This window comes from Streptosporangium sp. OZ121, from assembly GCF_051918885.1.
GTDB lineage: Bacteria > Actinomycetota > Actinomycetes > Streptosporangiales > Streptosporangiaceae > Streptosporangium.
On sequence record NZ_JBPXMC010000002.1, the window covers coordinates 282,885 to 306,767 of the forward strand.

A 23,883-nucleotide genomic window follows, 5' to 3' on the forward strand; every position below is an offset into this window, starting at 1 on the left:
ATGTGCCCGAGGGGCCAGCCCGACCGCCTTGAGCTCACCACCGTTCGACCGCTGTCCGGATACGCGGACGCCAAGGCCCACTTGAAGGGACATTACCTGACGAAGGGCTTCCTGCGACCGAGCAACGCCGTACCAACACGCAGGTGTGTCGCGCCGTTGGCGATAGCCTGGGACATGTCCCCGCTCATTCCCGCCGAGATGACATCGGCGCCCGGGTGGGTCTTCTGGACCGACCGCGCGATCTCCCTCAGCCTCGCGAACGCCGCGCCCGCCTCCTCGCCCAGCGGCGCGACCGCCATCACCCCGCCCAGCTCCAGCCCCTCCGCCGCGGCGACGGTATCGGCCAGTGCCTCCACCTCCCCGGGCCTCGCCCCGCCCCGGCCGGGATCGCCGTCGAGCGCGACCTGCACCAGGCAGGTGACCGGGCGTCCCACCGCGAGGGCCTCCCTGCTCAGCGCGGTGACCAGGCGCGGGCGGTCGACCGAGTGGACGACGTCCGCGTAGCCGACCACCGAGCGGACCTTGTTGGTCTGCAACTGGCCGACGAAGTGCCAGCGGAGACCGAGCCCGGCGCATTCGCGCGCCTTGGCGGAGGCCTCCTGGTCGCGGTTCTCCCCGACGTCGGTGATCCCGAGTTCGGCAAGGAACCGCACGTCGGAGGCGGGGTAGGTCTTGCTCACCGCGATGAGGGTCAGCTCCTCACGGCGACGGCCGGCGGCCCGGCAGGCTTCGGCGATCTCCGCTTCGACCCGGGCCAGCCCGGCCGCGATCTCGTCACGTCGTGTTGTTTCCGTCACATCTCCGCCGCTCGGACACTGGCAAACCGGCAGAGCCCATTCTTCCCGGCACGGCCGGGCGGTCCGGCACCGCCCCCACCGTGAGAGATGTCACTTCAGGAAGTCGGGGACGTCCAGTTCCTCTTCCTGCTCCTCGAAGATCACCGGCCGGCGCCGGGCGGGGTCGGTGGCCCTGGCGGAGATCGGCGTCGGCTGCGAGGGCTCGGGAGCCGGGCGCGGGATCGACAACGGCGGGGAGTGCGGCTCCTCCACGCGGTGCGGCTCGGCGTGCTCCGCCGAGGACTGCGCCTGCTGGACCGGGTAGATCTGCTGCGGCTGGGGCGCCGGCTCCGCCGGGGCGGACTGCGGGCTGGAGACCGGCCGCATCGGCGCGGGCGGCGCGTGCTCCACCCTGGGCTCGGGACGGGGCTCGGGACGGGGCTCGGCCTTGACCGTGGGCGCCAGCGGGCGGACCTGAGGGGTCGCCGAGGGCGGCTGGGCCGGGCGCGAGACGGACTGCGGGCGCGCGGCCGGCTGCGCGAGCGGCTTGGGCTCGGGAGCGGGCTCGTCGAACCCGGCCGCGATCACGGTGACGCGCACCTCGTCGCCGAGGGCGTCGTCGATGACCGTACCGAAGATGATGTTGGCGTCCGGCGCGGCGGCGGTGGAGACGAGCTGGGCCGCCTCGTTGATCTCGAACAGGCCGAGGTCGGAGCCGCCGGCGATCGACAGCAGCACGCCGTGCGCGCCGTCGATGCTGGCCTCCAGCAGCGGGCTGGAGACGGCCATCTCGGCCGCCGCGACCGAGCGGTCGTCGCCGCGGGCGTGGCCGATGCCCATCAGGGCGGAGCCCGCCCCGGACATGACCGACTTCACGTCGGCGAAGTCGAGGTTGATCAGGCCGGGCGTGGTGATCAGGTCGGTGATGCCCTGGACACCGGAGAGCAGCACCTGGTCGGCCGCCTTGAAGGCGTCCAGCACGCTCACCTGCCGGTCGGAGATCGACAGCAGCCGGTCGTTCGGGATCACGATGAGGGTGTCGACCTCCTCGCGGAGGGTCTCGATGCCGGCGTCGGCCTGCATCGCCCTGCGCCGCCCCTCGAAGCTGAAGGGCCGGGTCACCACACCGATGGTCAGCGCGCCCAGCGTACGGGCGATGTTGGCCACCACCGGGGCGCCGCCGGTGCCCGTGCCGCCACCCTCACCGGCCGTGACGAAAACCATGTCGGCCCCCTTGAGGACCTCCTCGATCTCCTCGCGGTGGTCCTCGGCCGCCTTGCGCCCGACTTCGGGGTTGGCTCCCGCGCCGAGGCCGCGGGTGAGTTCGCGCCCGACGTCGAGCTTGACGTCGGCGTCACTCATCAGCAGCGCCTGGGCGTCGGTATTGATGGCGATGAACTCGACGCCCTTGAGTCCCTCCTCGATCATCCGGTTGACGGCGTTGACTCCGCCTCCGCCGATTCCTACAACCTTGATGACCGCGAGGTAGTTCTGCGGTGCTGCCACGACGAGGGGCCTTTCCGCTCGTTGACTTGCAATTTCATGCGGCACGGGGCCCGTGCCGTCGTTTCCAAAACCCTCACCCTCAAGTTGAGATTTAGCTTTATGTCAACCTGAGGAGTGATACGGACAGTAGGAGTTGCGCTCCTGGCGGGTCAACTAACCGCGCCGCAGCGCGTTCAGCGTGTCGCGGGCCGCCCTTTTCCGGGAACGCTCCGGGAACGCCCGCCATCCGATGAGATCACCTGACCGTCACGACGTCAGGCGAACTGACGTCATAGGTGTCGGCCGGGCGCTTGAGCAGCGTAACAAGGATCCGCGCCTTGTCGGCGGGACGGTCACCGCCGCCCCACACGATCGCGCGGCCGTCCTTGAGGCGCAGCGAGACCGTCTCCGCCGACGGCGCGAGCACCTCCGCGACCTTGCGGGCGAGATTCTCCGGCAGCGCGGTGATGACGGTGAGCGCCGCCGCGGTCGCCGGATCCGCCGGGCCGGGGCGCGAGACCCGCAGCACCGGCAGCGCCGGGGGCGCGACGTCCTTGACCTCGGTGACCACCCCGTGGCGGTCCATCAGCGCGGACCTCTCACCGACCGGTACCACCGCGACCGGCTCGCGCTCCACGACCTCCACCCGCAGGGTGCCCGGCCAGCCGCGGCTGACCGTCACCGACTCGACCTGCGGGATCCTGCCGACCCTGCCCTCGACCTCGGCCACGTCGACGGTGGCCAGGGGCGTGTCCGCGGCCACCTCCGCCGCCCGCCGGATCTGCTCGGCGGACAGGCCCGCGTTGCCGGCCACCTGGATGTCCCGCACCCCGAGCACCGGGGAGAAGAACACCAGCCACGCGGCGATGCCCACCACCCCCACGGTGAGCAGGGCCAGGAAGGCCGACCGCCAGACCCCGTTCATCGCCACTCCCCCTCCGGCGACCCGCGCCCGCCGACGTGGGTCACCGCGCGGCCAGCTCCGCCACGATCCTGGGGCCCAGCTCCGTCACGTCGCCCGCGCCCATGGTCAGGACGATGTCGCCGGGCCTGGCCCGGCCCGCCACCAGGGCCGGCACGCTGTCGCGGTGGGGGGCGTAGGCCACCCGCTCCGCGGGCAGCGGCACCTTGCCCGCCACCAGTGCGCCCGACACGCCGGGCTCGGGGTCCTCGCGGGCCCCGTAGACGTCCAGGACGATGGCCTCGTCGGCCAGCCCGAGCGCGGCGCCGAACTCGTCGGCGAAGAACCTCGTGCGCGAGTACAGGTGCGGCTGGAAGACCGCGATGACCCTGCCGTCGCCGGAGAAGGACGCCACCACGTCCCGTGCCGCGCGCAGGTCGGCGGCGAGCTCGGTCGGGTGGTGGGCGTAGCTGTCGAAGACCGCCACCCCGCCCGCCTCCCCCTTCGCCTCGAAGCGGCGCTTGGCACCGGTGAAGGCCGCCAGGCCGTCGCGGATCTCGTCGAAGGAGACGCCCAGCTCACCCGCCACGGCGATGGCGGAGGCGGCGTTGAGCGCGTTGTGGCGGCCCGGCACCGCGAGCCTGACCTCCCCGCGTCCCGCGATCGTGAAGGTGATGCCCAGCCCCTCGGGGACGATCCCGCTCACCCGCAGGTCGGCGTCCTCCGCCTCACCGTACGTGATCACCTTCAGGCCGCGGGCGCGGGCGATCGGGATCAGCGCGGCGGAGCCGGGGTCGTCGGCGCAGACGACCATGGTGCCGGTGACGCGCTCGACGAACCTGGCGAAGCTGTCGTGGACCGCGCGCGGGTCGCCGTAGTTGTCCAGGTGGTCGGGTTCGACGTTGGTCACCACGGCGATGTCGGGGGCGAGCATCAGGAAGGAGCCGTCGCTCTCGTCGGCCTCGGCGACGAACACCTCGCCCGAACCCTCGTCGGCGCCCAGGCCCGTCGTCACCAGCTGCCCGCCCACGCAGTACGAGGGGTCGATGCCGCACTTCTGCAGCGCCACGGTGAGCATCGAGGTCGTGGTGGTCTTGCCGTGGGTGCCGGCCAGCGCGACACCGGTCTTGCCCGCCATCACGGAGGCGAGCGCCGCGGCCCTGGGGATGACCCGCAGGCCCTGGCGCAGCGCCTCGCCCAGCTCGGGGTTGGAGTCGCGGATCGCGGTGGACACCACGACGGTGTCGACGTGCTTGATGTGCGAGGCGGCGTGGCCGATGTGGACCCTCGCCCCCAGATCCCGCAGCTCCGTCACCATGTCCGAGCCTCGCGCGTCGCTGCCGGAGACCGGCACGCCCCGCTTGAGCAGGATGCGCGCGATCCCGGACATCCCGGAACCGCCGATCCCGATGAAATGGACCCGTCCCAGGTCGCCGGCCGCGACCGGATCCACCAGCTTGACCAGGCTCATCGGCCGCTCACTTCTCCTCGTTCGCCGCGCGGGCGCGTCCGCGCCGCGTCCGGCCGTCTTCCGTCTTCCCCGGCCTCGCGCCCGGCGCGCCGGATCCGCTCCGTGATCCCTCCGTGCCCATTCAGCCCCTCCCCCGCGCCGCGATCTGCAGCACCCTGCGCGCCAGCGTCACGTCGGCGTCCTTCCTGCCCATCCTGGAGGCCGCCTCCGACATGGTGCCCACGCGATCGGGGTCGGACAGGATGGGCAGCACGTTGTGGACGATCCACTCCGCCGACAGCTCCGCGTCGTCGATCATCAGGCCGCCGCCGCCCTGCACAATCGGGGTGGCGTTGAGCCGCTGCTCGCCGTTGCCGTGCGGCAGCGGGATGTACGCGGCCGGCAGGCCCACGGCCGTCATCTCGGCGCAGGTCATCGCGCCGCTGCGGCACAGGGCGAAGTCGGCCGCCGCGTAGGCCAGGTCCATCCGGTCGACGTACTGCAGCACGACGTACTGCGGGTCGCCCGGCGGCGGCTCCTCCTCCAGGGTGTTCTTCGGGCCGATGACGTGCAGCACCTGCACCCCGGCCCTGCGCAGCGCGGGGGCGGCGGCCAGGGCCGCCCGGTTGAGCGAGCGGGCCCCCTGGGAGCCGCCGGTGACCAGCAGCGTGGGCAGGTCGGCCTCCAGGCCGAACCAGGACCGGGCCTTGTCGCCCATGGACAGCCGGTCCAGGTTGACGATCTCCCTGCGGAGCGGGATCCCGATGTGCTCGGCGCGGTTCAGCGGGGTGTCGGGGTGCCCGGTGAACACGTGCTCGGTGAGGCGCGCGCCCAGCCGGTTGGCCAGGCCGGGGCGCGGGTTGGCCTCGTGCACCACGATCGGCACGTTGCGCCGCCGCGCCGCGAGGTAGGCGGGGGTCGCCACGTAGCCGCCGAAGCCGACCAGGACGTCGGCCCGGACCTGGTCCATGATGCCGGCGGCCGCGTTGATGGCGCCGGCCAGGCGGCCGGGCACGCTCAGCAGCTGGGGCGTCAGGGCGCGGGGCAGCGGCACCGCGGGCACCAGTTGCAGGTCGTATCCCCGGGCGGGCACCAGCCTGGTCTCCAGACCGCGCTCGGTGCCGAGGCAGGTGATCCCGATGTTCGGGTCGAGTTGGCGCAACGCGTCGGCCAGAGCCAGCGCCGGTTCGATATGACCGGCCGTCCCGCCACCGGCGAGGACCACCCTCATGTCGGTCCTTTCGCTTATCGTCTTCCGCGGCCCGGCCGTCGTTTTCCGGCCGGACCACCCAGGCCAAGCCAGCTTAGGCCCCGCGCCACCGGTCCGGGGCCATGGGCCGCGAGAGCCTCGCGGGCGCCGGGCTCGTGCTTGGCGAACGACAGGAGCATGCCGAGGGCGGCGAGGGTGGGCAGCAGCGCCGATCCACCGTAGGAGACCAGCGGCAACGGGATGCCGGTGATGGGCAGCACGCCGATGACCGCGCCGATGTTGACGATCGCCTGGCCCGCGATCCAGGCGACCGCGGCGGCGGAGGCGAGCCTGACGAACGGGTCCTTGACCCTGGTCGCCACCCGCAGTCCCGCGTAGCCCAGCAGCCCGAACAGGGCCACCACGACGAGCGTGCCCATCAGGCCGAGCTCCTCGCCGAGGATGGAGAAGATGAAGTCGCTCTCGGCGTGCGGGATCCAGCTCCACTTCTGCCTGCTGGAGCCCAGGCCCAGCCCGAACCAGCCGCCGCTGCCGATGGCGATCTGTCCCTGCACGGCCTGGAAGCCCGAGCCCTGGGCGTTGCCCCACGGGTCGAGCCACCCGGTGATCCGCTCCGAGCGGTACCCCTCCGTACTGATCATGACGATGGTCGCGAGCACGGCCACCGCGAGGATCCCGCCGAACAGCTTCAGCGGCGCCCCCACCACCCACAGCAGCGACAGGAAGATCATCATCAGTACCAGCGTGGTGCCGAGGTCGCTGCCCAGCATGACCATGACGGCCAGGATGGCGGTGCCCGGCATCAGCGGGATGAACAGGCTGCGCCACTCGATCAGGCCGTTGCGCGCCTTGCGTGCCAGCAGGTCGGCGCCCCAGAGCATCAGCCCGAGCTTGGCGGGCTCGGACGGCTGCAGGTAGATGGGCCCGAGGTCGATCCACCGCTGGGCGCCGAGCTGGGAGGTGCCGACGAACAGCACCAGCACCAGCCCGAGGATCGCCAGCGCCATCAGCGGGTATCCGGCGAGCCTGAAGAACCTCGGCGGCAGCTGCGCGCAGATCCACATCAGCGGGAGGCCGAGCGCGGCCGAGATCGACTGCTTGAAGAACCAGTAGAAGGGGTCGCCCATCTCCTGCAGCGCCTCGATGCTGGAGGCCGACAGCACCATCATCAGGCCGAGGGTGAGCAGCAGGGCGCTGCACCCCAGGATCAGGTAGTACGAGGTCAGCGGCCGGTTCAGCAGCTCGCGGAAGGCGAGCAGGTGCTCGCGGAACCCATCGGGGCGCGCGGGCGCGCCCTCCCGGGCGGGCACGCCTTCCCGGGCGGGCGCACCCTTGTGGGCGGGCGTTCCCTTGTGGGCGGGCGTTCCCTTGTGGGCGGGCGCGCCTTCGTGGGTGGTCGCGCTCACGCCGCTCCCCCGTCGTGCCCCTCGGCGAGACGGTGCACGGCCCGGGCGAACGCCTCCCCTCGGGCGGGGTAACCGGCGAACATGTCCAGAGAGGCGCCGGCCGGGGCCAGCAGCACGGTGTCTCCGGGGGCGGCGAGCCTGGCGGCTTCGGTGACGACACGGTCCATGACCCCAGTGTCTTGCCCCGCGACCTCCACCACCGGAACATTCCCGGCGTGTCGCGCCAGAGCCTCGCGAATTCGCTCGCGGTCGGCGCCCAGGAGCACCGCGCCGCGCAGGCGGGGCGCGGCACGGCGCACCAGCTCGCCGACGTCGGCGCCCTTGAGCTGCCCTCCGGCGACCCAGACGACCGACGGGTAGGCGGCCAGCGAGGCGGCGGCGGCGTGCGGGTTGGTGGCCTTGGAGTCGTCCACGTAGTCGACCTCGGCGACCCTGGCCACGTGCGCGATCCGGTGGGGGTCGGGCACGAAGTCCAGCAGCCCCTGGCGTACGGCGGCGGCGGGCACCCCGTAGGCCCTGGCCAGGGCCGCGGCGGCGAGCGCGTTGGCCACGTTGTGCGGGGCGAACGGGCGGACGTCGGCGAGCGAGGCGAGCTCCTCGGCGTTGCTCTCCGGCTCGGCCACGAACGCCCGGTCCACCAGCAGGTCCTCGACCACGCCCAGCTGGCCGGGCCGGGGCACCCCGAGGGTGAAGCCCACGCTCCGCACCGCGCCGCCGCGCCCGGCCGCGCGCGCCGCGTCCTCGTACGGCGCGGCGAGACGGGCCGCCCACTCGTCGTCGGCGTTGTGCACGACCGTCCCGGCCCTGGCGAAGATCTCCCCCTTGACGCGGGCGTACTCCTCCATGGAGCCGTGCCAGTCGAGGTGGTCGGGCGCCACGTTGAGCACCGCGGCCGCGTACGGGGCGATGCCCGGCGCGCGGTGCAGCTGGAAGCTGGACAGCTCCACCGCCAGCACGTCCGAGGGCCCGGTGACGGCCTCCACCACCGGGGTGCCGACGTTGCCGACGGCGAGCGCCCGGTGGCCCGCGGCCAGGAGCATCGAGGTGAGCATGCGCACCGCGGTGGTCTTGCCGTTGGTGCCTGTCAGCGCGAGCCAGGGGGCGGCGCCCTCGGGGCGGATCCGCCAGGCCAGCTCGACCTCGCCGATCACCTCGATGCCGGCCGCCGCGGCGGCGGCGAGCAGCGGGTGGTGCGGCGGCCAGCCGGTGGTGACGATCAGGGAGGTGCTCTCGGGAGGTTCGGCGGGCTCGCCGAAGCGGACCTCGACGCCGAGCGCGGCCAGTTCACCGGCGATCGCCCTGGCCCGCTCTCCGTCCCGGCCCTCCAGGACGACGACCTTCTCGCCGCGCCCGGCCATCGTGCGGGCCACGGCGGTGCCCGAGACCCCCAGCCCCGCTACGCAGATCACGCGCCCTCCCCGGCCGCGCTCGCCCGCCTCGTCCGCTCGCTCACAGCCTGGGCATCCATTCCACGTAGAAGATCCCCATCCCGGCGGCGGTGCACAGGGCGGCGATCAGCCAGAAGCGGACCACGATGGTCGTCTCCGCCCAGCCCTTCAGCTCGAAGTGGTGCTGGAGGGGGGCCATCCTGAAGACCCGTTTCCCGGTCATCTTGAAGAAGCCGACCTGAATGATCACCGACATGGTGATGAGCACGCACATCCCGGCGAGGATGATCAGCAGCAGCTGGGTCCTGGTGGTGATGGCCAGCCCGGCGAGCACGCCGCCCAGGGCCAGCGAGCCGGTGTCACCCATGAAGATCTTCGCGGGCGGGGCGTTCCACCACAGGAACCCGACGAGCGCGCCGAGCACCGCGGCGGCGACCACGGCCAGGTCCAGCGGGTCGCGGACCCAGTAGCAGTTGGGGCCGAGCTGGGTGGTGCAGCTGTTGCGCAGCTGCCAGTTGCCGATCAGCACGTACGAGGCCAGCACCACACCGGTGGCGCCGCTGGCCAGGCCGTCGAGGCCGTCGGTGAGGTTCACCGCGTTGGAGAAGCCGACGATCATGATCAGCACCCAGATGGTGAACCCGATCAGGCCGATGGAGGGGCCGAAGTCCCTCAGGAACGACAGGCGCGTCTCGGCCGGGGTGATCAGGTAGGCGTTGGGGAAACGGGTCACCAGGACCGCGAAGACCGCGCCGACGATGAGCTGGCCCAGCGCCTTGGCACCGCTCCGCAGCCCGAGGCTGCGCTGCTTGTAGATCTTGATGAAGTCGTCGAGGAAGCCGACCGCGCCCAGTCCCGTCATCAGGAACAGCACGAGGACGGCGGAGACCGTGGGGGGCGTGAAGCTGTACAGGTGGGCGCAGGCGAAGCCGACCAGCGCGGCGATCACGATCACGGTGCCGCCCATGGTGGGGGTGCCGCGCTTGTCGTGGTGGCCGGAGGGTCCCTCCTCCCGGATGCTCTGCCCGTAGCCGCGCCGGGAGAACAGGCGGATCGCCAGCGGCGTGCCCAGCATGGACAGCAGCAGGCTGACCGCGGCCGCGACGAGGATCTCCCTCATCGGCGGTCACCTCCGAGCAGCGCCGCGGCCACGCGTTCGAGGCCCGCGGCGCGCGGTCCCTTGACCAGTACGACGTCGCCAGGTGCCAGCATCGCCGACAGCTCCGCGCCCGCCTGGGCCGCGTCGGCGGCGTGCGAGACCCGGGTGGCGACCGGAACCCCGCCGCCGGCCGCGGCGTCCTGGGCGTCCGCAGCGTCCGCAGCGTTCTCGGCGGCCTCGGCGGTCTCGCCGAACGCGGCGACGGGCGCGAGACGGCCGGCCGTGCCGGTGCCCGGCGGTTCGCCCGCGCCGCCCGGCGGCTCCCCGTGCGGGGCGACCGCGTGCGAGACCGCTCCGGCGTGCGCGAGGGGGGCGGCGGGGACACCGGCCGGTACGGGCCCCGCGGCCTCCCGCGCGGCCCGTACGGCGGCCCTGGCCCCGGCCAGGACCGGGTCGGCGTCGGGGCCGACGACGAACAGGCCCGCCAGGCCCGCGCCCCCGGCCAGGCGCCCCAGGCCCTCGTTGAGCGCGACGCTCTCGTCACCCAGCTCGCGCAGGGCGGCGATGACCGCGAAGCGGCGGCGGTCGCCCGCGAGCGCGGCCAGGGTGCCGAAGGCGGCCCGCATGGAGTCGGGGTTGGCGTTGTAGGCGTCGTTGATCACGGTCACGCCGTCCGCGCGGTCGGTGACCTCCATCCGCCAGCGGCTGCGGGGCTCGGCCTCCGACAGCTCCTCGGCGATGGTGGCGACCGGAAGGCCGAGCTCGTAGGCGGCCGCGGCGGCGGCCAGCGCGTTCTCCACCGCGTGCTCGCCGTACAGGCGCAAGGCCACCGGGGCGGCGCCCGAGGGGGTGCGCAGCGTGAAGGAGGCACGTCCGCGCTCGTCGACGGTCACGTTCTCGGCCCGCACGGTCGCGCCCTCGGCCCGGCCGTACCAGGTGACGCGGGCGCCGGTGCGCCCGGCCATCGCGGCCACCAACGGGTCGTCGGCGTTGAGCACGGCCACGCCCTCGGCGGGCAGCGCCTCGACCAGCTCGCCCTTGGCCCTGGCGATCTCCTCCTTGCCGCCGAAGACGCCCAGGTGGGCGGTGCCGACGTTGAGGACCACGCCGATCGTCGGCGGGGCGACGCGGGTCAGGTGCGCGATGTGCCCCGCGTTCCTCGCGCCGAGCTCCAGCACCAGGTAGCGGGTGTCCTCGCCGGACTTCAGGACGGTCAGCGGGTGGCCGATCTCGTTGTTGAACGAGCCGGCCGTGGCGACCGTCGGGCCGATCCTGGCGGTGAGCCTGGCCAGCAGGTCCTTGGTGGTGGTCTTGCCCGCGGAGCCGGTGAGGCCGATGACCGTGGTCGCCGGCAGGGCCGCGCAGACCGCGGTGGCCAGGGCCGTCATGGCGGCCACGGTGTCGCCGACGATGACGGCGGGGGCGTCGACGGGCCGGGAGGCCAGCACGGCGACCGCCCCGGCCGCGACGGCCTGGGCGGCGAAGTCGTGCCCGTCGACCCGTTCGCCCTTGATCGCGACGAACAGCGACCCCGGTTCGACGGCGCGGGAGTCGGTGACGACCGGGCCGCGCACCACCGCGCGTGGGTCGGCCATGCCCGCGAGGGCCCCCGAGGTGATCTCGGCGATCCTGGCCAGCGGCAACGGGATCATGATGCGTCTTCCCTACTCTCCATACGTGCTTCGGCGCCCGGTGCGGTTCCTGCGCCTGACGATCGCGTCGGCCACGACCTGCCTGTCGTCGAAAGGAAGCACCTGGTCGCCGACGTACTGGCCCTGCTCGTGGCCCTTGCCGGCCACGACGACGACGTCACCGAGACCCGCCCGGCCGATGGCCAGGTCGATGGCCGCGGCGCGGTCCGGCTCAATGATCACATGTGCGCGCCCGTCCTGGGACACGCCGAGAACTCCGTCCATCATCTCCGCGAGGATCCGCAGGGGGTCCTCGGAGCGGGGGTTGTCGCTGGTGAGAATAGCCACATCTGCCAACCTTGCGGCGGCTTCTCCCATCATTGGGCGTTTACCACGGTCACGGTCACCTCCGCAGCCGAGCACGACGATGAGCCTGCCCTCGGTGACCTCGCGCAGCGAGCGCAGGACCGACTCGACCGCGCCGGGCTTGTGCGAGTAGTCGACGATGGCCTGGAAGTCCTCGCCGCCGGGGACCCGCTCCATCCGGCCGGGAACCCCCGCCAGCGTACCGACGCCCGCCACGGCGGCCCGCAGCGGCACACCCGCCTCCACCAGCGCGACGATCGCGCCCAGGGCGTTGGCCACGTTGAAGGGCCCGGGCAGCGCGACCGACGCGGCCTCCTCGACGCCTCCGGGGCCCACGACCGTGAAGGTGCTGCCCTCGGGTCCCAGGCGCACGTCCACGGCCCGCCAGTCGGCCTCGATGGCGCCCTCGGCGGAGAAGGTGGTCATCGGGATCTTCGCGATGCCGCGGAGCTCCCGCCCGTGGGCGTCGTCGATGTTGACCACCCCCACGCGGCTCATCTCGGGGGTGAACAACCGGGCCTTCGTCGCGAAGTAGTCGTCGAGGTCGCGGTGGAAGTCGAGGTGGTCCTGGGACAGGTTGGTGAACAGCGCCACGTCGTAGAACACCCCGTCGACCCGGCCGAGCGCCAGCGCGTGGCTGGAGACCTCCATGGCCGCGGCGGTGACGCCCCGCTCGCGCATCAGGGCGAACAGGGCCTGCAGGTCGCTGGCCTCCGGCGTGGTGAGCTTCGGGGTGAAGCGCAGCTCACCGACGTGGATCTCCACGCCCCCGACGAGCCCGGGGGTGTGCCCCGCGGCCCGCAGCCCGGCCTCCAGCATGAAGGTGACGGTGGACTTGCCGCTGGTGCCGGTGACCCCGACGACCATCACGTCGGCCACCGGGTTGCCGTACACCCAGGCGGAGACCTGCCCGAGCAGGGCGCGCGGATCGGGCACGACGAGGACGGGAAGGCCGGTCGCGACCGCGGCCCGCCTGCCCGCCTCGTCGGTCAGGATCGCGCTGGCACCCGCGGCGAGGGCCTGGGCGGAGAAGTCGGCCCCGTGGGCCGTGGCCCCCGGCAGCGCGACGTAGAGATCTCCCCGGCACACCTGGCGCGAGTCGATGGTGATCCCGGACACCGCGGCCAGCGGAGCGCGCGACGTGCCCGAGGGCGCGCCGATGAGGCTCGCCAGCCCCGAGAGCGGACGGGGTGAACTGGTTGAGGGTCGCATTGACGACGGGGGATGCACGGCGAGAGCGTACCTTCACTCGTCACTCTCCGGCGCGTATCCGCACCGGGGACGGCTTGGTTCCGGTCGGCGGGATCTTCCCGCTCTTCAACGCGAACGTCATCACCTTCTTGAAGACCGGGGCGGCGATCTCCCCGCCGTAGTAGCCCTCCTGGGGGTCCTGGAGGACCGCCAGGACGACCAGCCGGGGCTTGTCCGCGGGGGCGAAACCAACAAATGTCGCGGTGTATCCGCAGTAGCCCTGACATCTGGTGTCGTAGCGCATCGCGGTACCCGTCTTGCCCGCCACCCGGTAGCCGTCGATCGCGGCGAGGTTCCCGGTGCCCTGCTCGCTCACGGCGGCCTCCAGCATGGTGGCGACCTCCCGCGCGGTGCGCTCGCCGACCACCCGGGTCTGCTTGCCCGGCGGGGACGGCGTGAACACGCCGTTCTCCCCGGTGGTGCCGGCCACGATCTGCGGGGTGACGCGCACCCCGCCGTTGGCGATGGTCTGGTAGACGCTGGCCGTCTGGAGCGCCGTCACCGAGACCCCCTGGCCGTACGCGATCGTGCAGCGCTGGCTGCCCGACCAGCTCTTCCAGTCGGGCAGGAGCCCGGCCTCCTCCCCCGGCAGCCCGGTGCCGGGCTTCGTGCCGAACCCGAAGCGCTGGAGCATCGAGTGGAGCTTCTCGTCGCCGATCTTCTGGGTGGCGAGGATCGTGCCCACGTTGCTGGAGGTCGCCACGATGCCGGAGAAGGTCAGGCGCTCGGTGGGGTGCGGGTGGGAGTCCTTCAGCACCCGGTCGGCGCACCTGATCTCGTCGTCGACCGTGAACAGGCTGTCCGGCCGCACGGCTCCCGATTCCAGGGCCGCCGCGGCGGTGATGACCTTGTTGGTGCTGCCCGGCTCGAACACGTCCGTGACCGACCGGTTGACCCGGTCGGCGCCGGGCGAGTTCATCCAGTTCTTCAGGTCGAGCTCGGGCGCGTTGGCCATGGCGATCACCCGGCCGGTCCGGGTGTCCATCACGATGGCGCTGCCGGTGCGCGCCCCGGTCGCCTCGACCTGCTCGCCGATCGCCTTCTGCGCGGCCCACTGGACGTCGCGGTCGATGGTGAGCCGCAGGTCCCTGCCCTCGACGGGCGCCCGGACGGTGCTGCGGGTCATCGGGATGCGCTGCCCCATGGCGCCCGTCTCGATGATCTGCTCGCCGTCGCGGCCCGCGAGCAGCTTGTCGTAGGTGCTCTCCAGCCCGGCCAGCCCGGTGCCGTCGGTGCCGACGAAGCCCAGCAGGGTGCCCGCCAGGTCGCCGCCCGGGTAGTCGCGCCGGTAGCGGTGCTTGCTGCCGACCCCCTTGAGGTCGTACGTCATGATCCGCTGGGCGAGCGCCGGGTCGACGGCCGCGGCGAGCTGCTGGTAGTGGCTGGTGCTCTGGGCCAGTTTGGCGGCGATCGACTCCTTGGGCGTGCCCAGCTCCTTGGCCAGGATCGTGGCCACCCGGTCGCGCTGCGCGGCGGAGACCTCGGACGGGTCCACGAAGATCTCGCGGGCCTCCAGGGTCAGCGCGAGCTCGTGGCCGTTGACGTCGGTGATCGAGCCTCGCCTGGCGGGCAGCTTCTCACCCTGCACGCGCTGCTTGGCCGCCTCCGCCGTGTACACCTTCGAGTCGAGGCCCTGGAGCTGGATGAGCCGCCCCGCGAAGATGGACAGCACGAAGGTCATCGCCATCAGGCCGATGCCGATGCGCCTGCGGGGGTTGCCCAGGCGCAGCACCGCGGACGGGCGCGCCGGGGGCCGCGGCGGCCTGCCACCGCCGCCGCGCGTCGCCGTGCGGGTGTGCTCGCGATCCCCGGGCCGCCCGGGCCCGCGCCTCGGCACGGACCGTACCCAGCCCAGCGGGTCCGGCGGCTCCTCCGACCGCGAGGACCGCACCGGCCCGCGCGGCGCCTCGGGACCCGGCGGGCGGCCCGGCCGGGAGGCGGAGGTCCTGCCCGGCGCCTCGGGGCGGGCGGGCCTGCCGGGAGCGCCGGAAACGCCGGGAACGCCGGGAACAGCGCCCCTGCCGTCCGGCCGCCCCGCCCTGCCCGGCCCGTCGGGAGCGGGCGGTCGCGCGCCGGAACCGGACCTGCCGGCGGGGCCCGGCCTGCCCGGGGAGCCGGACCTGCCGGACGGGCCCGCGGCCGACGGCCTCGCCGGGGAGCCAGGCCTGCCCGACCTGGCCGATTTATCGTATTTATCCGATCTGTCGGACCCGCTGGAGCCTTCCGGGGCCGGCGGCCTGCCGGACCTGCCGGAGGCGGACGCCCGGCCGGATCCGCCCGGCGCGGGCGGCCTGCCGGTTCCCCGCCCCTTACCGGGACCGTCGGCCGGGGACGGCCGCCCCCTGGAGGAGCCCGGCCTGCCCTGCCCGTCGGCCCCCTGCCCCCTGCCGGAACCCGCGGACGGCCTGCCCGGGGAGCCCGCCCCGCCGGCGGAACCCGCACGGCCGGAACCGGACCTGCCCGGCCCCTCGGCCTCCCGCGCCCCGCCGGAGGAACCCGCGCGGCCGGAACCTCCGGCGGCTCCGGAACCGGGCGGCCTGCCGGGCGAACCGGGAGTGCCCGAGACCGGAGACCTGCGCGGGGCGGGCCCCTGGGGGCCGCCGGGCACGCCGGGAGCCCCGGCGTCACCGGAACCGGGCCGTCCGGGCTTACCGGGAACGTCGGGGGAACCGCCGGGCCTGGCCGTACGGCCGGGGCCGCCGGGCGAGCGGCGGCCCGAGCCTCCGGCCGGCCCTCCGGTGGAACCGCCGCGGCCCTGTCCGGGGCCCGGGCCGCCGGTCTGGCCGCCGGTCTCCCTCACTGGCCCGTGCCCGGCGCTCGCTCCTGCCCCGCGGGCGTCTGGACGTCGCCGGCGACCCCGACGGCGGGCCTGTCGGGGTCGATGACGCGCGCGGTGTCCCAGTCGGGCCCCAGTCCCTGGAGCTCGTTGCTCCTCGCCACCGCGTCCGGCATCTCCCGCCGCATGTTGGCGCTCTTCTTGCTCTCCTTCTGGATGCGCAGGTCGCTGATCTCCTTGCGCAGCCCGTTGGCCCTGAAGGAGTCCTGGGCGAGCACGGCGTTCAGCAGCAGCAGGCTCACCAGGCCGCCGCAGAGCAGGCCGACCACGAGCAGCAGGAAGGGAGCCCTCGGCGGCCGGGCGCGACGGGCCGCGGGGGGCCCTGCGGCCCCGGGTGCCGCGGCCTTGACCTGCGCGGCCGAAGCGACGGCGGGCGCCGGCCTGGCCGGCCTGGTCCCGTATCCCTGCGGCACCGCGCGGGGGACGCGCACAGGGCGCGCGCCGCGGCTGGGCGCGGCGCGACGGACGTCTGTCTCACTCCTCGTCAACTGCCTCACGGATCCTCTCTGCCGCCCGACACCGGGCGGAGGCCGCCCGCGGGTTGCGGGCCACCTCCTCTTCGCTCGGAAGCTCGGCTCCCCTTGTCAGGAGCGCGAACCGCGGCTGGTGAGCCGGCAGCGGGACCGGCAGGCCGGGAGGGCCGGTGTCCCTGGTCCGCGCGGTGATGACCTGCTTCGTCAGCCGGTCCTCAAGGGAGTGGTATGCGAGCACGACGACGCGCCCGCCCAGCGTCAATGCGTCGAGCGCGGCTGGGAGCGCGCGTTCCAGCGCCGTCAACTCCGCGTTCACCTCGATCCGCAACGCCTGGAAAGTCCTTTTTGCGGGGTTTCCCCCGGTCCTGCGCGTAGCGGCCGGGATCGCCGTCCTGACGATCTCCGCAAGCCGCTTGGTAGACGTTATGGCCTCTCTGGCCCTTTCCTTGATGATTAAGTGCGCGACACGCGGGGCGAATCGTTCTTCTCCGTAATCCCGCAGGATCCGGATCAGCTCGGCGGCCGGGTAGGTGTTGACCACGACCTCGGCCGTCAGCTCCTCGTCGCGGTCCATCCGCATGTCCAGCGGCGCGTCGTAGGAGTAGGCGAAACCCCGCTCGGCCTCGTCCAGCTGCGGGGAGGAGACGCCCAGGTCGAACAGCGCCGCGTCGACGCGAGGGCGACCCACCTCGGCCAGCACCTCGGGAAGCTCGTCGGAGACCGCGCGGACCAGCGTGATCCGGTCGGCGTACGGGGCGAGCCTGGCGGTGGAACGCTCGATGGCGGTGGGATCGCGGTCGATCCCGATCAGGTGGAGCGAGGGGTGCGCGGCGAGCAGCGCCTCGGCGTGGCCGCCGAGGCCGAGGTTGGCGTCGACCAGGACGGGGGCGGGGCGGGCCAGCGCCGGAGCGAGCAACTCCAGCACCCGGTCGAGCATGACGGGGACGTGACCCCCAGGCGTTTGGAGATCATGGTTGTGGTTCTCGGCGCGCATGAAGCGCAACCCCCCTCTTTCCCGCCTCGTCCCGTGGACGCGCGGCGGACGCTCACCGGTGTCTTGAAAACTGGCCCCCACCCCCGGGGCCGTCCGGCCAGGTCCCCATCCGCACCCGCGTGTCCGCCCGTCACCTGACACCGGGGAAGGTGCATCAGCTGACGGGCAGGTGGTTGCGGGTGGAGACCTCGCCGAACGACGTTTTACCGATGAGTCGACCGTGGAGTCACAGAATCCCTGGCAGCACCTCCTCCGACAGATCGGCAAAAGCCTGCTCTTGGTCGGCCAGATAGGCGCTCCAGGCGTGCGCGTCCCAGATTTCCAGCCGGGTGTTGGCTCCGATGACGACGCAGTCGCGGCGCAGGCTGGCGTATTCGCGCAGAGCCTGTGGAACGGTGATCCGGCCCTGCTTGTCGGCGACCTCGTCGGACGCGCTGGCGAAGAGGACACGGCTGTAGTCACGGACCGCCTTGGCGGTGACCGGCGCGGTGCGCAGAGCCTCGGTTATGCGCTGGAACTCCTCTACGGGAAAGACGTAGAGGCAGCGCTCCTGGCCTTTGGTGATCACCAGACCCTCCGCCAGCTCCTCGCGGTACTTCGCCGGCAGGAACAGCCGTCCCTTGTCATCGAGACGCGGGTGGTGGGTGCCGAGGAACACCGGCCTCACCTCCCGTGCCCAGCGGAGCGCCAGGCGTCACAGCCCTGCCCTCCACTGCGCACCACCATACTCCACTTCTCTCCACCGTCAACTGATTCCACGCCTCTTCACGACGGGTTTCACCGCCATTTCCCCAGTTCAAATGGGGTGGTGCGGAGTGGAGGGGGTAAGCGGCCCCTCGTACGCCCTGGGCGTGTCGGGTAAGCCCGCCGAATAGGCTAAAGATCATGAAATAAACCGGAGCGCGGTGAAGAATGATGGAAGGCCGAACCCCGTCCCGTCACCGGATCGGCACGCCACCCGTACAGGACCGCGACAGCGGCGGCACACACTAGGGCTGTTTACCCGGAATCAGCCCTGATGACCGCATAAAGTCGCCGAGGGAACGCACGGCGCCGTAGTGTCGGTAAGCAGAATGAGTTACGGGATCGCAAAGATTCCGCAACGGCAACCCCCCGGCGCGCAACCGCCGCACCCTCATGGAGGCCTGGTGGCAGTAACCCATGACGTCTCACCACAGCTCGATGATCTCGTCGTCACCGCGCACCGGATCCGCCAGTCGATCGAATCGGTGATCGAGGGCAAGAGCGACGTCGTCCGCCTGACCTTGACCGTACTGCTCGCCGAGGGGCATCTCCTCATCGAGGACGTGCCCGGAGTCGGCAAGACCATGCTCGCCAAGGCGCTGGCGCGGTCCATCGACTGCCCGGTGCGCCGCGTGCAGTTCACCCCCGACCTGCTGCCGAGCGACATCACCGGAGTGAGCGCCTACAACCAGCAGACCAGGGAGTTCGAGTTCAAGCCCGGCCCGGTCTTCGCCAACATCGTGGTGGGTGACGAGATCAACCGCGCGTCGCCGAAGACCCAGTCGGCGTTGCTGGAGTGCATGGAGGAACATCAGGTCACCGTCGACGGCGCGACCTACCGGCTGGACTCCCCCTTCATGGTGATCGCGACGCAGAACCCGATCGAGATGGAGGGCACCTACCCCCTTCCCGAGGCGCAGCGCGACCGGTTCACCGCCCGGATCGCGATGGGCTACCCCGCGCCCTCCGCGGAGCTGGAGATGCTCGACGTGCACGGCGCCGCCTCCCCGCTGGACAAGCTGGAGCCGGTGGCCACCACCGAGCAGGTGAAGGCGCTGATCGAGGCGGTGCGCGGGGTCTACGTCTCCCAGCCGATCAAGAAGTACGCGATCGACCTGGTGACCGCCACCCGCCAGTCCCCCGACCTGCGGCTGGGCGCCTCCCCCCGTTCGACCCTGCAGCTGGTCAGGGCCGCGCGGGCGCACGCCGCGCTCGCGGGCCGCGACTACGTCATCCCCGACGACCTGCAGGAACTGTGCGTCCCCGTCCTGGCACACCGGCTGCTGCCCAGCATCGAGGCCCAGGGACAGCGCCGCCCGCCCGAGCAGGTGATCGCCGACCTGGTCCGCCGGGTGCCCGTGCCCGAGGCCCAGGCCCGGTGACCTCCGGCCTCAAGGCGCTCACCGCCCGCGGCCGGTCCTTTCTCGCGTCCGGCGTCGCGGCGCTGCTGTGCGCCTTCATCCTCGGCGAGCACGACCTGCTCAGGATCGGCGTGCTGGTCATCTCGCTGCCGCTGCTGGCGGCCATGGTGGTCGCCCGCACCCGCTACCGGCTGAGCTGCGCCCGGCGCCTGGACCCGCCCAGGACCGAGGTGGGCAGCGAGGCCACCGTGACGCTGCGGCTGGAGAACGTCACCCGGCTGCCGACCGGCCTGCTGATGATCGAGGACACCGTTCCCTACGCCCTCGGCGCCCGCCCCAGGTTCGTCCTGGACCGGGTGGAGGCGCAGGGCATCCGGGAGATCGACTACCGGGTCCGTTCCGACCTGCGCGGGCGTTTCGGCATCGGGCCGCTCTCCATCCGGATCAGCGACCCCTTCGGCCTGGTCGAGCTGACCAGGTCGTTCACCATCAGCGACACGCTGATGGTCACGCCCCAGGTGGTGGCCCTGCCCCACGTCCGCCTGGCCGGCGAGTGGACGGGCGGCGGCGACAGCCGTACCAGAAGTGTGGCGGCGGCAGGGGACGACGACGTCGCGCCGCGCGAGTACCGCCAGGGCGACGACCTGCGGCGGGTGCACTGGCGCTCGACCGCCAGGCACGGCGAGCTGATGGTGCGGCGCGAGGAACAGCAGTGGCAGAGCAGGGGCGCGCTGCTGCTGGACACCCGGCGCTACGCCCACCGGGGCGAGGGCCCGCGCTCGTCGTTCGAGGCGGCGGTCTCGGCCGCGGCCTCCATCGGCGTGCACCTCGCCCACGAGGGTCTCGGCCTGCGCCTGGTCACCGACCAGGGGGCCGAGCACCTCACAGACAGCGGGCTGAGCCTGTCGCTGCTGGACACCCTGGCCGTCGTACGGGCCAGCACGGCGCGGTCGCTGGAGTACGGCGTCGGCGCGCTGCGGCAGGGCGGCGGCGACGGCCTGATCGTGGCCGTGCTCGGCAAGATGGACCTCGACCAGGCTCAGGAGCTGTCCAGGGCCAGGCACGGCAACGTGACCGGCGTGGCCGTGATGCTGGACGTGGAGGGATGGGAGCATCCCGAACTCGGCGAGGACGAGGAGTTCCAGGCGGCGCGGTCGGTGCTCACCGGAACGGGCTGGCGCGTCGTGCGGCTGCCCGCCGGCGCCTCCGTCGCGAGCGTGTGGCAGGACGTCGCGCAACGCGGACGATTCGCGGCGAGCAGGGGTGGCTCATGAGACTTTCCATCGCGTCGGGCGTGGCCACCGGAGCGGTCGCGATCGCGCTCTACCCGCTCTTCCAGGGCGGTGCCTGGTTCTGGTCGAGCCTGGGCGTCATCCTGGTCGTGGCCGGGATCGGCGTGCTGGCCGGCCACTACACGCTGCCCGGCTGGCTGGCGCCGCCCGCGCAGGTGCTGGGCGTGTGGATCTACCTGACGGCGGTGTTCGCCGGGGACGAGGCGTGGGCGAGGGTGGTCCCCACCTGGGACTCGGTCGCCAGGCTGGACAGGCTGCTCACGACGGGCTTCGCCGACATCCAGCGGTTCGCCGCCCCGGTGCCCGACAGCACCGGCATCGTCCTGCTCACCTGCGGCGGCGTCGGCCTGATCGCCGTCCTGGTGGACCTGCTGGCCGCGCGGCTGCGCAGGGCGGCCCTCACCGGACTGCCGCTGCTGGCGCTGTTCGTGGTCCCGGCGGCGGTGATCGCCGAGCCGATCAGCTGGCCGGCGTTCATCATCGGGGCCCTGGGCTACCTGGGAGTCCTCGTCGCCGACGGGCGCGAGCGGGTCAGCCACTGGGGCCGCGCGGTGCTGGTGCGCCGCACGTCGTCCTTCACCGTCACCCGGCCCGCGCCCTCCGACAGCGGGGCCCTGCGGCTCTCCGGCAAGCGCATCGGCTTCGCCGCGATCGTGCTGGCCGTCCTGCTGCCCGCGCTGCTGCCCACCATGGAGCCCAACCCGCTGTTCGGCTTCGGCGTGGGCAACGGCAGGGGCGGCGGCAACTCGATCAGCATCCCGAACCCCATGGTCAACCTGCGCGGCCAGCTGTCGCTGCCGGAGAACTCCACCGTCCTGACCTACAAGGCCAGCGACAGCACGCCGCGCTACCTGAGGATGTACTCGCTCGACATCTTCGACGGCGAGCAGTGGACGATGTCGGAGCCCAGGGGCCGCCCCGAGGACCGGACGTCCGACGCGCCGATGCCGCCGCCCCCCGGCCAGGGCGCGAGCGTGCCCGTCACCCCGGCGACCCTCACCATCACGGTGAGCGACCAGGTCAGGAGGCTGAGCTTCCTCCCTCTGCCCTACCCGGCGTCCAAGGTCACGGTGGCGGGCGACTGGCGGCCCGACCGCGACACGCTCATGGTCTTCTCCACGCGGAACACCGCCGGGGGCCTGACGTACCAGGCCGTCACCGCCGAGCCGGAGCCCACGGCCGACCGGCTCAAGACGGCGGCCCCGCCCGCGACGGCGATCAGGGAACGGTACCTGACGCTGCCGGAGAGCCTGCCGGACGCGATCAGGCAGCTGGCCCTGCAGGAGACCGAGCGGGGCGCCAGCCCGTACGAGCAGGCGATCCAGCTGCAGGAGTTCTTCACCGAGAGCGGCGGGTTCACCTACAGCCTGGCCACCCAGGGGCACAACGGCCCGGCGCTGACGGACTTCCTGATCCGCAACAGGACCGGCTACTGCGAGCAGTTCGCCGCCTCCATGGCGGTGCTGGCGCGCGTTCTGGGCATCCCCTCCCGGGTCGCCATCGGCTACACCGGGGGCAGCGTCACCTCCGGAGGGTGGCAGGTCCGCACCCACGACTCGCACGCCTGGCCCGAGCTGTACTTCGAGGGGACCGGGTGGCTCCGCTTCGAGCCCACCCCGGCGGGCGGAGCGGGCCAGGGCAGCGCGACGGTGCCGTCCTACACCCGCCCCGAGGTGGCGCCGGACACCCCCGACGAGCCGAGCGCGGCACCGTCGTCGGACCCCACCGGCTCCGACTCGCCGGCCGGGCCGGCGAACGACCGCCGCGACGAGATCCTCGACAGGGAGTCCGGCGGCGTGTTCGCCCCGGTGGACGAGGGAATGCCGCTCGCCGCGAAGATCGGCATCGGGGTCGCGATCGCGCTGCTGGTCGCGCTGATCCCCGCGCTGATCCGCTGGCAGCTGCGGGTCCACCGCGGCAGGTCCTACTCACGGCGGGCCGGGGACCCGGCCGGCCGGGATCCGGCCGCTCCGGATCCCGGCGGCACCGCCTCCCCCGCGGAGGTCAAGGCGGGCATCAGGGAGGCCCGCCGGAATCCGGCGGTGACGGCCGCGTGGGCCGAGCTCGACGACGCCCTGTGCGACTACGGGATGTCCCGGCAGGCGAGCGAGAGCCCGCGCGCGCTGGCCGGGCGGCTGGCGGAGCAGTACGTGTTCGAGCCGGAGGCCGCCGCCGCGCTGGCGAGAATCGCCGCGGCGGTGGAGAGGACGCTCTACGCCAGGACCCCGGGCGAGATCGGTACCCTGCGCGAGGACATGCGGAGCGTGCGGCGGGCGCTGGCGGCCACCGCGACCCGCGGCAGGCGGATCAGAGCGGTGCTGCTGCCGCCCTCCACGCTGCTGCGGATGCGGGCGCTGGGCGGACGGGTGCTGGACGGTTTCGACCGTCTGGAGAACATCCGGCTCCGCAGGCCCGCCAGGAAGGGCGCCTAGCGCCCCCGGTGATCGGGACGCACGACCGCGTCCCGATCACCGGGGACGACGATCGGGGCCCCGGGCCGGGATCCTCGGCCGTCGGGAGGGTACGGAACAGTAACCCTCAGGACTGGGTGGCGAACGACCGATCGACGAGCGCGCGGGGGGCTCGGTGAACGAGGGGCCGGTGGATGACGCGGGCCGCTCGCACGCCGCGAGTGACCCTCGTCGGCACAGGGGGATCCGTCAGGGAAGGAGCCGCCGCGGGCGGCGGCGGGCCCTGCCGGGCTAGCGCTCGTCGTGTCGACGGCGCCAGCGCTCCTCCATTCGCTCCATGAAGCTCTGGCGGGAGCCGGCACGGCGCCCTCCCTTGCCTCGCGGCTGATCGGCGGGCGTGGCCGCGTTGGCCTCGCCGAAACCGTTCATCCGCTTCCAGCTGGACAGACCCCACAGGCATGCGGCGAGCATGACCACGAAACCGCCGACGCCGAGCGGGATGCCGAGCGGGACGTTGTTGATCACGACGCCGACCATCAGCAGGACGACGCCCAGGATGAAGCCGATGAAGGCCTTCACCAGGCGGCGCCTGTAGTGACTGCGAGGATCACTGATCCTGACGGTATTGGCCCACTTCGGGTCCTCGGCGTAGAGGGCCTGCTCGATCTGGTCGAGCAAGCGCTGCTCGTGCTCAGAGAGCGGCACGGCGCCTCCCAAGGACAGCCCCAGGACGGGGAAGACGGTGACGGACGACACGGGGTGTCCGAACCTCGCGGTCGGTTATCCCCAGAATACGAGGCTGTAGACGT

Annotated in this window: 18 protein-coding genes; 3 read left to right on the forward strand and 15 right to left on the reverse strand. The window is 72.8% G+C overall.

Going from position 1 to position 23,883, the window contains the following annotated elements; genetic code table 11:
* Positions 1–92: 92 nt before the first annotated feature.
* The 14 genes from ACTOQ1_RS06140 to mraZ form a co-directional block, all read right to left on the reverse strand.
* Positions 93–797 carry a YggS family pyridoxal phosphate-dependent enzyme gene (locus ACTOQ1_RS06140; RefSeq protein WP_440065079.1) on the reverse strand — a complete coding sequence of 235 codons (705 nt, stop codon included), beginning with the start codon at positions 795–797 and terminating at the stop codon, positions 93–95.
* Positions 798–887: 90 nt separating this feature from the next.
* Positions 888–2,282, reverse strand: coding sequence for a cell division protein FtsZ (gene ftsZ, locus ACTOQ1_RS06145; protein WP_440065080.1), 1,395 nt, complete (start codon positions 2,280–2,282; stop codon positions 888–890).
* Between the two features lie 235 nt (positions 2,283–2,517).
* Positions 2,518–3,186 (reverse strand): cell division protein FtsQ/DivIB, encoded by a 669-nt coding sequence (locus ACTOQ1_RS06150; RefSeq protein WP_440065081.1) that lies wholly within the window; start codon positions 3,184–3,186, stop codon positions 2,518–2,520.
* 40 nt (positions 3,187–3,226) lie between these two features.
* On the reverse strand, positions 3,227–4,633 hold the full coding sequence (murC, locus tag ACTOQ1_RS06155) for a UDP-N-acetylmuramate--L-alanine ligase (protein WP_440065082.1): 1,407 nt from the start codon (positions 4,631–4,633) through the stop codon (positions 3,227–3,229).
* Positions 4,634–4,754: 121 nt separating this feature from the next.
* Positions 4,755–5,843, reverse strand: coding sequence for an undecaprenyldiphospho-muramoylpentapeptide beta-N-acetylglucosaminyltransferase (gene murG, locus ACTOQ1_RS06160; protein WP_440065083.1), 1,089 nt, complete (start codon positions 5,841–5,843; stop codon positions 4,755–4,757).
* 14 nt (positions 5,844–5,857) lie between these two features.
* A complete protein-coding gene (gene ftsW, locus ACTOQ1_RS06165) occupies positions 5,858–7,228 on the reverse strand; it encodes a putative lipid II flippase FtsW (protein ID WP_440065085.1) in 1,371 nt (456 codons plus the stop codon).
* Positions 7,225–8,637: a UDP-N-acetylmuramoyl-L-alanine--D-glutamate ligase gene (gene murD, locus ACTOQ1_RS06170; RefSeq protein WP_440065086.1), complete on the reverse strand. Its 1,413-nt coding sequence runs from the start codon at positions 8,635–8,637 to the stop codon at positions 7,225–7,227. The genes ftsW and murD overlap by 4 nt, the downstream gene beginning before the upstream one ends.
* 40 nt (positions 8,638–8,677) lie before the next feature.
* On the reverse strand, positions 8,678–9,736 hold the full coding sequence (gene mraY, locus ACTOQ1_RS06175; RefSeq protein ID WP_440065087.1) for a phospho-N-acetylmuramoyl-pentapeptide-transferase: 1,059 nt from the start codon (positions 9,734–9,736) through the stop codon (positions 8,678–8,680).
* On the reverse strand, positions 9,733–11,367 hold the full coding sequence (locus ACTOQ1_RS06180) for a UDP-N-acetylmuramoyl-tripeptide--D-alanyl-D-alanine ligase (protein WP_440065088.1): 1,635 nt from the start codon (positions 11,365–11,367) through the stop codon (positions 9,733–9,735). Before ACTOQ1_RS06180 ends, mraY begins: the two co-directional genes overlap by 4 nt.
* Positions 11,368–11,379: 12 nt before the next feature.
* Complete coding sequence (locus ACTOQ1_RS06185) at positions 11,380–12,924, reverse strand: UDP-N-acetylmuramoyl-L-alanyl-D-glutamate--2,6-diaminopimelate ligase (RefSeq protein ID WP_440065089.1); 1,545 nt, start codon at positions 12,922–12,924, stop codon at positions 11,380–11,382.
* 40 nt (positions 12,925–12,964) lie between these two features.
* Positions 12,965–14,800, reverse strand: coding sequence for a peptidoglycan D,D-transpeptidase FtsI family protein (locus tag ACTOQ1_RS06190; RefSeq protein ID WP_440065091.1), 1,836 nt, complete (start codon positions 14,798–14,800; stop codon positions 12,965–12,967).
* A gap of 959 nt (positions 14,801–15,759) precedes the next feature.
* Positions 15,760–16,230 (reverse strand): hypothetical protein, encoded by a 471-nt coding sequence (locus tag ACTOQ1_RS06195; RefSeq protein ID WP_440065092.1) that lies wholly within the window; start codon positions 16,228–16,230, stop codon positions 15,760–15,762.
* 43 nt (positions 16,231–16,273) lie between these two features.
* Complete coding sequence (gene rsmH, locus ACTOQ1_RS06200) at positions 16,274–17,266, reverse strand: 16S rRNA (cytosine(1402)-N(4))-methyltransferase RsmH (protein WP_362676396.1); 993 nt, start codon at positions 17,264–17,266, stop codon at positions 16,274–16,276.
* Between the two features lie 226 nt (positions 17,267–17,492).
* Entirely contained in the window at positions 17,493–17,924 is a 432-nt protein-coding gene (gene mraZ / locus ACTOQ1_RS06205; protein WP_362848730.1) for a division/cell wall cluster transcriptional repressor MraZ, read from the reverse strand.
* A 490-nt stretch (positions 17,925–18,414) separates the two neighbouring features.
* Here mraZ and ACTOQ1_RS06210 point away from each other — a divergent pair, with 490 nt between their 5' ends.
* Genes ACTOQ1_RS06210 through ACTOQ1_RS06220 form a run of 3 tightly spaced genes read left to right on the forward strand, consistent with a single transcriptional unit; the run spans position 18,415 to position 23,095 of the window.
* Entirely contained in the window at positions 18,415–19,392 is a 978-nt protein-coding gene (locus ACTOQ1_RS06210; RefSeq protein WP_350973957.1) for an AAA family ATPase, read from the forward strand.
* Positions 19,389–20,645, forward strand: coding sequence for a DUF58 domain-containing protein (locus tag ACTOQ1_RS06215; protein WP_440065094.1), 1,257 nt, complete (start codon positions 19,389–19,391; stop codon positions 20,643–20,645). Before ACTOQ1_RS06210 ends, ACTOQ1_RS06215 begins: the two co-directional genes overlap by 4 nt.
* Positions 20,642–23,095, forward strand: a complete 2,454-nt coding sequence (locus ACTOQ1_RS06220) for a transglutaminase family protein (RefSeq protein ID WP_440065096.1) — start codon at positions 20,642–20,644, stop codon at positions 23,093–23,095. Before ACTOQ1_RS06215 ends, ACTOQ1_RS06220 begins: the two co-directional genes overlap by 4 nt.
* Before the next feature lie 270 nt (positions 23,096–23,365).
* Here ACTOQ1_RS06220 and ACTOQ1_RS06225 read toward each other — a convergent pair whose 3' ends face one another.
* Positions 23,366–23,779, reverse strand: a complete 414-nt coding sequence (locus ACTOQ1_RS06225; RefSeq protein ID WP_344747391.1) for a DUF3040 domain-containing protein — start codon at positions 23,777–23,779, stop codon at positions 23,366–23,368.
* Between the last annotated feature and the right edge of the window lie 104 nt (positions 23,780–23,883).